The organism is uncultured Fibrella sp. (assembly GCF_964250085.1).
GTDB lineage: Bacteria > Bacteroidota > Bacteroidia > Cytophagales > Spirosomataceae > Fibrella.
On the sequence record NZ_CAXUEC010000001.1, the window covers coordinates 545,207 to 559,430 of the forward strand.

Annotated in this window: 13 protein-coding genes; 5 read left to right on the top strand and 8 right to left on the bottom strand. The window is 41.5% G+C overall.

Going from position 1 to position 14,224, the window contains the following annotated elements:
• Positions 1-448: 448 nt before the first annotated feature.
• The gene (locus ACFE8Q_RS02240) at positions 449-1,300 is read right to left on the bottom strand and encodes a hypothetical protein (RefSeq protein ID WP_375443721.1); all 852 of its coding nucleotides are present in this window, start codon (positions 1,298-1,300) and stop codon (positions 449-451) included.
• A gap of 596 nt (positions 1,301-1,896) precedes the next feature.
• Complete coding sequence (locus tag ACFE8Q_RS02245; protein ID WP_375443722.1) at positions 1,897-3,522, bottom strand: vitamin K epoxide reductase family protein; 1,626 nt, start codon at positions 3,520-3,522, stop codon at positions 1,897-1,899.
• 1,224 nt (positions 3,523-4,746) lie between these two features.
• Between ACFE8Q_RS02245 and ACFE8Q_RS02250 the strand changes: the two genes are divergently transcribed.
• Positions 4,747-5,079 (top strand): hypothetical protein, encoded by a 333-nt coding sequence (locus ACFE8Q_RS02250; RefSeq protein WP_375443723.1) that lies wholly within the window; start codon positions 4,747-4,749, stop codon positions 5,077-5,079.
• Between the two features lie 437 nt (positions 5,080-5,516).
• On the opposite strand, the gene ACFE8Q_RS02255 is transcribed toward ACFE8Q_RS02250, so the two are convergent.
• From ACFE8Q_RS02255 to ACFE8Q_RS02270, 4 genes are all read right to left on the bottom strand, one after another.
• Entirely contained in the window at positions 5,517-6,698 is a 1,182-nt protein-coding gene (locus ACFE8Q_RS02255) for an ATP-binding protein (RefSeq protein WP_375443724.1), read from the bottom strand.
• 354 nt (positions 6,699-7,052) lie between these two features.
• Positions 7,053-7,511: a hypothetical protein gene (locus tag ACFE8Q_RS02260; RefSeq protein ID WP_375443725.1), complete on the bottom strand. Its 459-nt coding sequence runs from the start codon at positions 7,509-7,511 to the stop codon at positions 7,053-7,055.
• A gap of 62 nt (positions 7,512-7,573) precedes the next feature.
• Positions 7,574-8,908, bottom strand: a complete 1,335-nt coding sequence (locus tag ACFE8Q_RS02265; RefSeq protein WP_375443726.1) for a radical SAM protein — start codon at positions 8,906-8,908, stop codon at positions 7,574-7,576.
• The gene (locus ACFE8Q_RS02270; RefSeq protein ID WP_375443727.1) at positions 8,856-9,080 is read right to left on the bottom strand and encodes a hypothetical protein; all 225 of its coding nucleotides are present in this window, start codon (positions 9,078-9,080) and stop codon (positions 8,856-8,858) included. The genes ACFE8Q_RS02265 and ACFE8Q_RS02270 overlap by 53 nt, the downstream gene beginning before the upstream one ends.
• A gap of 128 nt (positions 9,081-9,208) precedes the next feature.
• Here ACFE8Q_RS02270 and ACFE8Q_RS02275 point away from each other — a divergent pair, with 128 nt between their 5' ends.
• The 4 genes from ACFE8Q_RS02275 (at position 9,209) to ACFE8Q_RS02290 (ending at position 11,760) form a co-directional block, all read left to right on the top strand.
• Complete coding sequence (locus tag ACFE8Q_RS02275; protein WP_375443728.1) at positions 9,209-9,610, top strand: helix-turn-helix domain-containing protein; 402 nt, start codon at positions 9,209-9,211, stop codon at positions 9,608-9,610.
• 111 nt (positions 9,611-9,721) lie between these two features.
• Positions 9,722-10,195: a hypothetical protein gene (locus ACFE8Q_RS02280; protein WP_375443729.1), complete on the top strand. Its 474-nt coding sequence runs from the start codon at positions 9,722-9,724 to the stop codon at positions 10,193-10,195.
• Positions 10,196-10,370: 175 nt separating this feature from the next.
• A complete protein-coding gene (locus ACFE8Q_RS02285; RefSeq protein ID WP_375443730.1) occupies positions 10,371-10,988 on the top strand; it encodes a hypothetical protein in 618 nt (205 codons plus the stop codon).
• The gene (locus tag ACFE8Q_RS02290) at positions 10,981-11,760 is read left to right on the top strand and encodes a nucleotidyl transferase AbiEii/AbiGii toxin family protein (RefSeq protein ID WP_375443731.1); all 780 of its coding nucleotides are present in this window, start codon (positions 10,981-10,983) and stop codon (positions 11,758-11,760) included. Before ACFE8Q_RS02285 ends, ACFE8Q_RS02290 begins: the two co-directional genes overlap by 8 nt.
• Before the next feature lie 405 nt (positions 11,761-12,165).
• Here the strand turns inward: ACFE8Q_RS02290 and ACFE8Q_RS02295 are convergent, their stop codons facing one another.
• The gene (locus ACFE8Q_RS02295) at positions 12,166-12,942 is read right to left on the bottom strand and encodes a hypothetical protein (RefSeq protein WP_375443732.1); all 777 of its coding nucleotides are present in this window, start codon (positions 12,940-12,942) and stop codon (positions 12,166-12,168) included.
• Positions 12,939-14,195, bottom strand: coding sequence for a hypothetical protein (locus ACFE8Q_RS02300; RefSeq protein WP_375443733.1), 1,257 nt, complete (start codon positions 14,193-14,195; stop codon positions 12,939-12,941). Before ACFE8Q_RS02300 ends, ACFE8Q_RS02295 begins: the two co-directional genes overlap by 4 nt.
• Between the last annotated feature and the right edge of the window lie 29 nt (positions 14,196-14,224).

A 14,224-nucleotide genomic window follows, 5' to 3' on the forward strand; every position in this document is an offset into this window, starting at 1 on the left:
TGATGAAAATTTAAGAACAATTTGCATTGTAAAGCTTTATTTTAATTTTTAATTATTTAAGATTTTAGTAAGTTACCATTGCCATTTTAAAATATTGAATGATACACTAAAACAGCTTAAGCTTTAAAAGCTGGATAGGCATACTCACGAGATTGAGAGCTCGTTCAGGATCGAGAAAGATTTGTAAACATGTCAATTATAGATTAATTTGGATGCAAAATAATGATTAAACAGTGGCTACTAATGGTTGCCATCTAATAAGCGGGAATTGCGACTTCTTTGCTTTTCAAACGTAACCATAGCTTACGACATGCTACTCGTGGGCGTGTACCTGATGAAAACTTAATGAATGGGATCGGCGGTAATTGAGCAAAACTTGCTTTATAGAGCACTTAGCTCGATTCCTTAAGTGTGAAGCTTCACTCTGAAGTTAAGCAAGCTTGAAACCCTAATATTCGTTATTTGCTGTAATAAATTTGTGCCGATAAAGCATAAGTTTGCCATAGAAAAACGAATAATCATCATTAACTATCTCTGAAGTAGTAATAAATATTTCAGAAAAAAATGCTTTTCCATTTTTTTCTGAAATCAATCCATCTTGACTTACAACAACTTTAAATGCTACTACATATCCATTATTAACAGTTTTTAAGCTATACTTAATTTTGACAACATTACCCATTGTTTTAGGTGTGATGCTATTAAGTTTTGAAAAGATTTCAGAGATACAAGTGGGCGTTACTCTGACACTTTTTCTTGAATCTTCAAGAAAGATAGGAATAAACTTATCTTTCCTAGTAAGCGAACCTATGTTATTTGAATTATTTACTTCTTCAAATAGAGAAAACACATCATTGTAAGAGGCAGACAGCAAGTTTGGGAATGCCTTATTTTTCATAAGATTAGACAAATTCCTATAAATAAAATCTTTTTCATATATTGTACGATTCTTATTATTATATAATAATATTTTTAGTGTATAGGAAAAGGTGTTAATAGATTGACTATCTAATAAGTTCGGGTCACTTTGTAACAAACTTGACTCTAGATATAGGCAATTTTTACACTCTTTCTCAAACGATGGTATAGGATTAACAATATTCTTGGTAAGAACTAGTAAATCTTTGATATGGTTTAGTTTTCGAACCACACCAACGCTACTTTTAGTGGAATCAAAACGATTCTGGACATCTGCAAAGTGTATTGTCGGGAGTTTACAAGGGGGCTGGGCTTCAGCTTTAGTATGAATAACCATCGCAATAAATAAAAGCAGTATTATATTCCTTTTTAGAAAATACATAGGTATTGAGAATTATAAATTCAAATACAACCCAAAAGATACCCATTTTTATGGTGTAACAGGTAAATATTAAAGAAACAAGATATGCAATTATGAAAGACAAAGTTTCATGTTGAGCTTGATACACATATAACAAAGTGCATTGACTCTTATAAATTTTTTTGAGCTTTGTTGCATTGTGTCTTATATGGTCTGTTTCAAAATCAGAGGCCAATAGAGTAGATTTACTTAGACTTAGCAAACAGAAATTACAAAAAACAGTAACTTATGGGGCATTGTTTCTTGCTCTTGCCCATTTAGTACTTACCATTAATGATGAACCATGCAACAAAGCCCGTTAATGATTAATCATCGTATGCTACTTCAATCTGTTAACATGTAGGCTCAAGCTGACACGCTTTAGACGCATCGTTGACATCTCTGTAGCAAGTAGCATTATTACCTGTGGTACAATATGCCATTATCTGGCCACCTCTTATAGCTTTAATTTGTGCAGCCGGAAGAGCTTGACCCCGGAAAGAATCTAATGAATTTTTCATAAACTTTATTTGGTTAATAATCAAACTTAAAATAATAAGAAGTTGATAATAATAAGGTTACACAGCAGATAAAGCTCTGTAAAGATACGGGATTTCGGAAATATTAAAAATATCAGGTAAAAGGATGCCGTTCAAATATATTACAGGTGTATGCTGAATTTTCATAGTATTACACCATGTAACATGGTGCTTTAATTGTTGTGTATGTACATCAGTTACTACAGGGGCATTTATCAAAGTTTTCCAGTCTGAAGCTACTCTATTTTGTGACGAGAACCAACTACGCAGAGCGTAATCTACTTGATCGGGAGGTAATGCGAATAGGCTTCTAGCAATATCGCCTGATTTTTCATTCGGTTTTAAACTAGCTACCAAAATTAACTCACAACGTATGTCAGGAGAATCGTCTAATAATTTAGTTAAACGTTCATGCTGAATTACGCAAGCCGCGCATGTAGGATTAGTCACTATAGTGATAACTATGCTGCTTTCAGGATTACCTAAAACTAATGGAAACATTCCATCTAAATATGGCATCATGGTCCCCTGTTTAGCTTTCATATGAGTTAAGTATTCCTCTGAGTATTTTAGTTTTAAAACTTCTCGCTTTAAGGGAAATAATTGTTGAGATTTGTTGATTAATTCTTTGAGGTGTACCCATACTACAGATACAAAAATGTATGACCAGAGAATTGGAGAAATATCCACGAAATTCATAAAAAATATATTATTAATTCCCATCGTGTAAAATATTATAAACTCTAACCAAAGAAGCAGTTGAATTATAATGCATAAAGTACAAATCTGCTTCGCAACTACAATCTGAAAATATATTGACCAGACTGTATAAGGGAGTGACAGAATATTAATTAAAAATAGAAAGTAAAAAAGTGATTGTTTATCTATTAGTAAGATGATAATTGTGGATGTCAAACCTCCAGAAAAATAGATAATACCTATGTCAGCCCAACTTAACCAGCTAAATACAGAAGCTGCTTTAGATTGAAGGATATTATAACAACCAGATTTACTGTCTCCTATGCTACAAATTTTTTTGGCTATCTTGCTATCGAAATTTAAGTTTTGTCCTACAAGAAGTATGCATATGAAAGTACCAATCATCTCAATGCATACCAATAATGATATTTCACTATCTAAATACCACAAATAATAGAAGGGGTAAAATAGACAAAAGAATATAATTAAATTAGCAGAGAATTTTCTAACTTTTTGCTGTAATTCTCGTTTTTGTTGTAAATTATAATTACTTTCACCAGAATGCTCATCAGGCTTAATCAACAGAGCTACTCCTGTCCACTTTTGTACAAAAATATCGAAGTCAATCCTTTTCCAGCGATTTTTCGTATCACTAAAGGTATCGTACCATTCGACAGTACGGTCGTTAATTAAACGTATGGTTGCAAAGACTAGTTTATTATTGATACGTACTTGAACTAATGCAGGTAATGGAATGTCACGCAATTCAGATGAAGAGATTCTTGTAACTACATTTTCGATATTTAAATCATCTAATACATCACATAAAGCGGTCATTGATGGATAATCTGCATGATGCGATAGCTTGCTTAATATGGTCTGCTTAGTCACATGCACACCCGAGGTTAGTAGTAAGCTAACGAATGCATCAGCGGTATCTTCTTGTTGCGTAAATAAATTAACCATTATTTCAGAACATCAATTTCTTGTGAAAAAGTTAACTTGAAATTTAAATAAAGCGCATAACACTTGTGATGAAATCGACAATTACTTTGCAAGATGCTTCACATGAAGCATCTTGCAAAGTAATGACCTTCAAATTGGTTCGGCTTTTGTCAATTTCAACACAATTACGTAATGGCATTCAACTTCTTTTACAAAGCTCGGATGAGCCCTTAAAGGAAGTTATGAAAGCTTAGGACAGATTGTGATACTCTGAAAAGGTACATTCTACTGGGGATTCAGAGCCTCAAAAATGGAATACATCTGCCACATAATCATTCAAATTGTCGGATACATAAGATGAAATATAAATAAGTGGATCTGAAGGGCTTGAACATGAGCAGGAATAGTTGAACTTCCATACGCCATTCCTTGACCTAGTGCATCCTATCTCCTGATAGTGCTGCACCAATTTCTACAATGAGAGGTTTTTCATACAATTCTCATTCAGTTTGAAACAGATAAGGTTATTGCGTTATGTGCCGCAGTAAATATATTGCCTGTTTACTTAATATATATAATCGCTGTAAATAAAATTATAGTCCGATCAGGAATGTGAAAATCTGGACTCTGATACTAGTAAAACACTGTAAATTTTTTGAGTCGAAGATTAGATAGGAAGCTCTGGCCGATCCAGCCCATGAGTAACCGTCCGGGTACGTCGGGGCGTTTAATACGCGGATTGATGCATTCCGGATGATATAATCGGTATATCCGTTCTAATTGTTGCGCCACCCTTCTCGCTTTAGCAGCATGAAAATGTGTTGACAGCTATATAGCGTACGCGGGTTTGAACGGTCTGCAACTGTGGCGATATCTCGGATTCGCTTTCTGATCACCAAATCATCCCTAGATCGGGCTTTGTAAAACCAGCTTGACTGCCTCAGAAGTACCACTTCGTTGGAGATACGGTAGTCGTTCATTAGGCCTTGGATCAGCCTCTGCCGTTGAGCTGGCCTGCTCAGGCAACCTCGTAAAAGCTTTTTATTGATTACCTCTTGAGGCATCTATCTGTCTAGTCTCAGATCATCCACCATTTGCTTCAACTGTTGCTTCTCTTCTTCGGGTTGACGAAGCCTACGTAGCTCGGGAACCCCTAAACTAACATACTTTTTTTCCAGTTATAGAAGCGGTCCGCTGCGGGGCCTCACTAATGCCCATCCTGCGGCAAACAACAGCCCATTAGTCATGCTTCCACTGGACGTTGATCCTCTCTTTTCGCACTCAAGTGCCTTTCGTATCGTGGTGATCAGCCTCGTTGATCCGGATACTTATGACGCCTATGAGCACTTGCTGGAGATTATTGCAGAGGAGGATTATCTTCCATTCATCGAACTCTTGAAAGAAGGCGTTCCGCTCAGAGCTTGTTTTTCGGAACTGGAGGCTTTTTTAGCCTGGCGGCGGAAGGTACAGCCCTTCATCACCCGCTACAAGAATACGTTCATATCGCCTGACCAAGAGGTACAGATGTATTTGATTGAAAAACGATTTCAGCTGCCTATTTCAAGGCAACTCCTATAAAACTATTCGATCAACGCTATGGCATTTGCTGACGCTCAGGCCCGTCACAAACCCATCTGTATGACGACGGAATCGGTTAAGCTTACTCGCTTATTCAACGCTGCACGTGCGTAGTCACTCTTGTCCTCACCAGCTAGCCAATAGATACGTCAGGATTATACTTCAACTGATCCGGTTATAGGACTTTGTATCAAGACCGACACAGTCTTAATGCTGGAATGGAAGTGGTCAATCAATCCTCTGCCTTGCTGCACAAGCGAGTGAGCAGCTATCTAGGTTACACAGCCGTTTAACAACCGCGTATCGATTATACGATTGATCTTCGATCCAAGCATCACTAAATTGTGATAACACTCAATTTGTCCAGTTTTTTTACTCATAAACTGGACAAATCACACAAGGCCCGACCCGTGCTATGGGCTGCTACAACCCGCTGATTATTGAATCAGACGCAACTCCTGCATCATCTCCGCTAGAGAAATAGCCGTGACAGCGTTGGCAATTGGATACCGTTCTGTGCCCGGATAAACTACAAACCGGCGGGTTGCGCCAATGTCTTCGCAGCCTAAATAAAATCCTTTGGAGAGCGTTGGGGCCAGTGAACGTTTGATCTCGATAGCGTATGTCTGTTGCCTGTTACGCTCAATGACCAGATCTATTTCCGCGCCCGCCGATGTCCGGTAAAACCACGGGGTAACACCAACGGGTAAGCAGGATAACAGGTTTTCCACGACGAACCCTTCCCAACTGGCTCCAACCACCGGATGCCCCAGCAGATCATCCATATCGGTCAGGTTGAGTAACGCATGGGTAATGCCACTATCGCGTATATAGACTTTAGGTGTTTTAACCAGTCGTTTGCCGACATTACCAGACCACGGACGCAGATGGCGGATAAGCAACAAGTCTTCTAACAGGTCGATATAACGTTTGGTCGTTGGAATGGTAATGCCCAGACTGGCTCCTAATTGAGCCAGGTTTATCTGTGCACCCTGGTTGTGGGCAAGCATCGTCCATAAGAGCCGTAAAGTCGTGGCTGGAATGCGCGGGCCAAATTGTGGCACATCCCGTTCCAGATAGGTGCTGATAAAGTTTAGCCGCCAGCGCAGACTGGCTGGATCGGAGTTGGCTAAGAAGCTGTCGGGAAAGCCACCCCGCAGCCAAAGCCTGTTTTGATCGCCTGTCTGTGACGCAAGGATTTCCGTAGCGGTCAAACCCGATAATTCTTTATAAGCAATGCGCCCCGCCAGGGATTCGGAGGCTTGTTTTAACACATCGAGCGATGCCGAACCCAGAATTAAAAACTGACCGGCTCTGTGACCCTGCCTACGTCGTCGGTCGATCACACCACGCAAGATGGCAAATAATTCAGGCACACGCTGGATTTCATCCAGTATGATGAGCTGGCCTTTATGCAGCTCAAAATAGGCTTCGGGTTCACGCAATTTGGCTTGATCGGTCGGACTTTCCAGATCCAGGTAAAGTGGATCAGGATTGATCACAGTGGCAATTGTTTCAGCCAGCGTTGTTTTGCCAACCTGACGGGGGCCAAGGAGGGCAACGGCTGAAAACTCTTCCAACAGTTGGGCAATGTCAATTTGAGCGTCACGGGTTATCATCCTTGCAATTATAACACGGAAAGTTAGATTTGCAAGGATAATTTGTGTACAAAAATGGAAGGAACAGGTCTTGTACGTTGACATGCGTACCAGCCCGTGCGAGTCCTGCTAGGTGTCAATGCTATATTTAGCATCGGCTGCTTTGCTTTTTATGCTGTAAATGTCATTAAACGAGATATCATCAATGTTACATATAGGGGATGTAGACAGCTAGAAGCTCGTTTACACGTTGCTGTCGGAGCATGTGTGCTTCTGAACCAAGTTGAGCAGAAAGCGCACAAACCCGATATATCTTGAATTCTTGCTGAACAGGCAATGAAGCCCGCAACGATACGGTTGTGGTCAGATATTAGTTTAGGGGTCAACGCCTGATTGGAGTAAATGGCGAGTGAACCAGTTGAAATCTCGTTCTATAGTAAACTTATTGTCGTAAATATCCCGACAATCTACTTTTAGCGTCACTGTACTTAGCTTTCGTCTGATATGGTTCCTGTCTGCTTCATCGGCATCGTCTCTGAAATTTTTCTCAAACACCATCAAGTACGAATTAGGCAAAATGATTCGTTTAACTGTGTCATAAATAGGAATGTGCATATATGATCTTGGATCGAGGTCGAGACACTCTTCAATGCTAGAATATATATTATCACTCTTGCTGAACGTGAGCCGGTCGATAATCAGCGGCCCCAACCCATTATTACGAATATGAATGGCGATTTGATTTTTGTAGTCTGGGAGGTCAATTTGGCCCAATGGCTTGAGCGACTTTTCATTATGCACCCGCTGTAAATACAACCCATAAAGCGTTGCCAACAAGGCTAGTACGGAAATAGCGATAGATAACAAGACGAACCACCTCTTTTTCTGATTGAGGTTTATATCATCTGATATTCACGCAGCAATTGCAATCGCTCTCGTGCTTGAAGCTCATAAATGAGCGGGATAAACTGATGATAGAGGCTGCATTGCGGGTCTTTGCCATCCACGCGATAAACCGGACAACCGCTAGTACAAACGGATTTAAACTGGCAAGTCTGGCAGTCTTTAGATCGTGGGCCTTCATAGTGGCTTACGGCCTGGATCATCTCGACTAAATCCAGCCCGTCGTCAAAGATAGAGTGGGCCTGCTTCGTCGCGTCGCCCACATGCACATGACAATAATTAACGGTGCCATCAACATAAATAGCTCCACCGGAGAACCCCGACCCACAGGTCTGAAATCCTAGTTCACTCGGCTTCAGATCGCAGAACTGATGCCGCCTGGAAAACTGCCAACCACGCTCTATCGCTTCGCGCATAATCGCGTAGGACGCTGATAAATGCTGTTCGAGTAATTCCGCGTCGATGGCTTCGCCTTTCACAATCGAGTAGCGAAACGGAATATCAAGATCAATCAGGTAGCGGGTCAAATCAGGCAAACCGGCTAGATTGGCGTTGGTGACGACGGTACTTGTTGACACCGGAATGCCATGCGCTAGTAAGGTTTTCAAGTTCATATCCACTCTATCGAAGCTGCCGACACCGGATCGAAACGAACGCGTGGCATCATGGTATGATCCCTGCCCATCCAGCGATACCCCATAACTGATACCCTGCTCTTTTGAGAACGCGACAATCTCATCATTGAGAATGGTGAGGTTGGTCAGGAAGGAGACATCCAACGCACATCCCTCTTCGGCCAATATGCGTCGCGCTTGGGGAATAAACTGTTGCCATGACTTGAACTGGGTAAGCGGTTCGCCGCCTGCCAACCGAAACTTCACCCGCTTGAGTTTTCGGTTACGAACCGTTTCCACCAATTTGTGCAACAGTTGCTGTTGGGTGGCTTCCGGCATGCCGCCGCTGGTATTCAGCGTTGAGATATAGCAATAGCCACACGACAGGTTGCACCGGTTGGTCGTGTGAATCCAGAAATTGAGCGAGGTCGGGCTATCAGGCTTTTCTGGTTTACTGAACCGCTCGTCAAACCGAATGATGTCGGTTTGCGTCAGCATACCCAAAAAACCGTCTAACACGTCGGACGAAATGCCAAGTTGGTCACCAAGTACCTCTGTAGTGGTCTGACCGTCAATGGTATTCAGAATGTCGTATTGCGTTCTGTTCAACACTCGCAAGGAATTCGGATAGGCGCAATTGACCGCGTAGAAATAGTCACTCTCAAGGGGCCGCAACAGCAGGCTGGGCGATTTGATTGGTATAGCGTTCGTCATGATGTGATGTTAAAGGAGAGCCGGCACAATCACAGTTGGTATTCGGAGCGGTGTAGCCGATGCAATCGCAATCTGAATGGGCTAACGCGGTGATCAATTGCTGACGACCGAATTGCTGTGTCAGTAGGGCAAAATCATCGAATAGAATGGCCGAGGCATTTGTCGAGATCATAGCGAAGGAGCGTTTATGTTGTCTTCGCTAAAAATACCTGTTTCGACTGGCCAGCATGCTGTGTAACGGCTTGTATCGCACAACGCCACATTTGTTTTTTACTAGCCCGCTTCCGTGTAGCTTTGTGTATGGAGAACACGCCACCAACCGTACATCACGGTCGCAATGTCAAGCGCATTCGCGAGATGCTGGGGATTAAACAGGAGTTTTTGGCGACCTCACTAGGTCTAAGTCAGCAAGCCGTTTCTCAACTCGAACAAAAGGAGGTATTGGACACGTCAGTCTTGCAAAAAGTGTCGAAAATTCTTGGCGTGTCAGAAGCAGCTATTGAAAATTTTACGGAAGATTCTATCGTCCAAATTTTCTCAAATACATACCATGACCATGCTGCATCCGTTCAGTATAATTTCAATCCGATTGAGAAAATAGTTGAATTATATGATCAGAAGATCGCGCTTTATGAACGCATGCTTGCCTTGGAGCAAGAGAAAAACGAGTTGTTGCAGAAGTTGCTAACCGCTAAAGGGTGAAATCGCAAGAGGCTGATAATCAGTCACTACTTACGTCTAAGCTCTCGGCAATTTGTAGAGCAATAAGCCTACGATCTTAAAATTTGTAATACACGCAGACTGTATCGAGCAATGGCCTACAGCGACCTCTTAGCCGAGCAAGACAAAGAGCTGGAACAGCTTCATCAGCGGTTCTATGCCGATCAGGCCATGATCAGAAAAATGCAAGGCGATCATTTCGATCAGACGCGCTATGAGGGGCAACTGGAACGGCTGCAAGCCGATTTCGAGCGTCAGCGCGATGCGATGCAAACCCGTTTCGAGCAAGAGCAAAGAACTCACCTCAACGAACCTGATCTGCCACAAGCCGAAAAGAGGCCGGACATCTCAGAGAGCCAGGACAAGGCCGTGGTGATGATGAAAGAGTATCGGCAACAACAAACCAGCCGAGACCCGAAGCAGGAGGAACCGTTAAAAACAGACAAACCACTACAAGCCTCACCGTCAGCCAGCAATCCCAAAGAGGAGGACATCAAAAAGATGATGGAGGAGACCAAAAAACGCCGCCAATCCTGGCAGTATAAGCGGGGTGGTCACAAGCGGTAAGTATTGCGCAACGAGCCGTTGCGCAATATTATAATGGGTGCGTTTATATCCTGTTTTTGTGGAAAATAACAAAACGGTCGAATAGACTGAAAGTGCATTTCTATAATTTCCTTGACAAGTGGGTCGGTATGTTGTATTTCCTTTTTCTGCTATATTTAGCAGAAAAAGGAAATACATGAAATTCATCGCCTTCCAGCAGGCCTTTCGCAATAGTGGTGTAATCGAACTCCACGAGGTTCAAAAAGCCTTTCCGAACTTCCACGTCCGCCGTCTGAGCAATTGGCAAGAGAAGGACTATATTCAGAAGATTATCAACCGCTTTTACCGCTGGACAGACCAACCCGTAACGGAACAATTGGCGTTCTACACGGCCAATCGGATTTATCGGGATTCTTATATTTCGCTCTGGTCCGCGCTCAGCTATTACGGACTAATCCCAGAGGGGGTCTATCAAACTTATTCGGTTTCGACCCACAAAACCAAGTCTTTTGAGACACCAATAGGGGAGATGATCTATAAACACATCAAACCTGCCTTGTTTTTCGGCTATCGCATCGAACGGTGGGAGAATAAGCCTATTTTGATGGCTGAACCGGAAAAGGCGATCCTGGATACGCTTTATCTCAATCCGCACTGGCGCGACGCGGCTGATATTGACGGGCTGCGCCTCAACTGGCCTGTTCTGGTCGACATTGCGCAGGCGGCTATTATTGAGGAATACGCAGCCTTTTATAACAATCAGAGGGTAACCGACCTGTCTCACTATATTATTCAGCAGATGACCAATGCTTAGCCTGACATCCATTCAGACGTCGTTTCCAAGCCACGTGCAACAGGCTAAACGGTTTATGCTGCGCGAATATTTACAATGCCGGATACTGGAAATTCTGTTCAACACTGATTTCCGCAATCAGTTTGCGTTTTTAGGCGGAACGTGCTTACGGCTCATCCATGACAATCAGCGTTTTTCAGAGGATTTGGATTTTGACAATTTCAACATCACCGCTGAACAGTTCGATCAGGTATCAGCCGTTATCGCGGCAGGATTAAAGCTTCAGGGTTATACGGTCGAGTTTAAAACCATCAACAAAGGCGCTTACCATTGCTACATTCGTTTCCCCAAAATGTTGTTTGAGCATGGGCTATCGGGCTACGAGCAGGAAAAGATTCTGATTCAACTGGATACGGAAGCGCAAGAGTTCGACTTCAAGCCGGATACCATTCTACTCAACCGGTTCGATACGATTGTTCGCATTTTTACGACCCCCGCTGACATCATACTAGCTCAAAAGTTCTACGCCATCCTCAACCGTCCACGCAACAAAGGCCGTGATTTCTTTGATGTCGTGTTTCTCCTTGGTCGTAGCATCAAACCGGATTACCGTTACCTCGCTCAAAAAGTAGGAATAGAAGATGCCGCTATGTTGAAAGAACGACTGCTGGCCCACTGTGGAACGTTGGACATGGAGGATATGGCGAAAGACGTTGAACCATTTTTGTTCTATAAAGCAGATCGGACTAAGGTGATATTATTTGCAGATATTTTGAAGCAGGCTATGCTGTAGTAAATGACATTGACCTTTATATGTGGCAAAATGATATATGCATCACAGTGGCTTTGTTGCATGGCTCCCAATCTACCCGAAAAAGCCTGAATCCAGCTCAGACGAAGGTTCTAAATTGCCACTAACAGGTAATAATTTTACTGAAATAGGCTACTTGAATCGCTTCTCTGCAGGCTGGGATCAGGTCAAAACACTCCTTCTAAGAGCCATGCAACAAAGCCCATCACAGTTGAAACCATTGTAAGTTGGAAATAAGATAGTCAGCCAAACAAGCTAAGTTCAAAAAGCTAGTATAGTAGTTAGTGAAAAGCCTGGATATAGGCCCGTGATTTGCTGTGCAATCAGAAGATCATATCAAGACAAAAGTGACTAAATATCGTATAAGTTGGTGTTCAAAGTACCAACTTATACAACAATCTCTAAGCATAGGTTCTTTTCTATATAGCCAATGCCTTTTGTGGTTAAGACACACAAATTACCTTCATAATGAATGAACGCATCTGTATCTAATTCACTTAATATCTCTTTCCTAAATCTTGTTGTATTTGAATACCGAGTCCATTTTTGTAATTCGGTATCCATTAAGTTTTTTGGTTTGCTGTAGTATAGTAATAAAAGTATTTTACTTCTTACGCTAAGTGATGAATCTTGTACCTTAAGAAATCCATCAATGTTGAAAATTACTGGTATGTGGATTTGGTTAATACTTGAAGCAATGTCTCTTGCTTCGTTTATTGTGCAATTATAATATAGTCGAATTATTTCGATCAAAATCCAATCAGCTACCTGTGAAACAAGAAGTGAGTCAGAATAGTTGGGATCCACTTCGCCACCAACATGAGCTACATTTCTTCTATTGCGGATGTCTAATAGCACCCGTGCTAAACGGGGGATATAAAATCTCATAGACTCGTGTAAAGCCGTGTTGCCTTCGGCATGCCTTATTATTTGATCGATATTTGATAAATGTTGACCAAAGGGTGTATGAGGCGGAGCGCTGATATGTTGAATCAAGCGGATGACACATTCAGAGAAACGGCCTCCGTTCAACTCGCTAGGCGAATATCTTGCTAAGATCAAATGTTGTTTTATAGCTAGATACTCATCTAAGAGATTCGCAACTATATCTAAAGGCAGTGTCGGTGTTAGAGCGGCTATAAACTGTGTTTTGGTTACACTCATGAAGCTTTCTTTTTAATCGAGACTTTACCATCTATCCAACTCTCTACCAATTTTTGTCCATCTGTAGTGAGGTAATATAAACCTTCGCCGCTCTTGTTGAAAAACTTTTCGGCTTCCTTTGATGACATAGCTTTGCTAAATGAGTTACCTGTTACCGAAGTAGTATCATACTTTGAAGTCAAATAAAACATTGCTTCATTCCACTTAATTGAATTTGCTTTTTTTAGATGAACAGTTATTATCCAATATGCGAGTAAGGCATACTCTCGGGCAATTTTTACATCCCTAATATCCAGCTTTCCGAGCGCAACAGGTTCTTTGATCCAACTTGTAACTTTTGCTTTATCTTCCTTTGTAAGAATTGATGAAGGAGAAGCAGAATTCGCTGGTCGATTCCAATAATTGTGACCTGCTTTTGCGCTTGGGTCAATCATTTTCTTGATGATTTTCTTATACTCTTTCTCACCAGCGGCATTTAACACAAGACCCGTGCTGATTTGGGTCATAAACGCAGATACGGCTTTATTAAGATGAGTTGTAAAGTTACTAGAGTCAATTAAATTGAGTTTCGCAGCAGCATTTCTAATCAAGTCTTTGCTGGGTACAGCTTTGTTGAATAATTCTTTGTAGGCTTTAATGAACAGAACAATAAAAAATCTTTGTTGCTCAGCCCAACTTTCTCCTTTAAAATCATTATCAGTTGCAACTAACACATCACCATCACACTGAAAAAACTGTTTCACAACTTCTTTATCTAGTGACTCTTCCTCACTGGAAGGTGAGCTAGTTGATGTGTTTTTTACTTCAGTCTGATTACCATTGTTTTGGATCTCTTCTTTCGCCGTCAAATCTTCATAAGAAGTATCTATAGTTTGGTTATTTGAAAGGGACGGAGGTATAGGAGGTGTTATTTGTGCCTTTAAACCAGGCATCGTCTGACTAACAACGAAAGGTGCTATTTCGTGAACTGCCTTATCCGATAACGCAAATCGAGTATGCTCTTTATATTTATCACCATCTTGTTCAACACTTCTTTCATATTGGTTTGGGGCTTGGCTACTAGCAGATCTTATAACTAGAGGTTTTGAACAGGCGAGACAATAATCTTTACCTAGATAAGTTTTCTTACCACATTCTATGCATTTTATCTGTCCGTCACACTCAACACAGAAATTGTAATCTGCTGGTGTTTGTTTTCCACACAAATGACAAGTTACACTTGCTTCTTCTGGTTGTGAATAGACTTCACTCATAGTCTGCTAGGGATTAATAGTTTACCAAA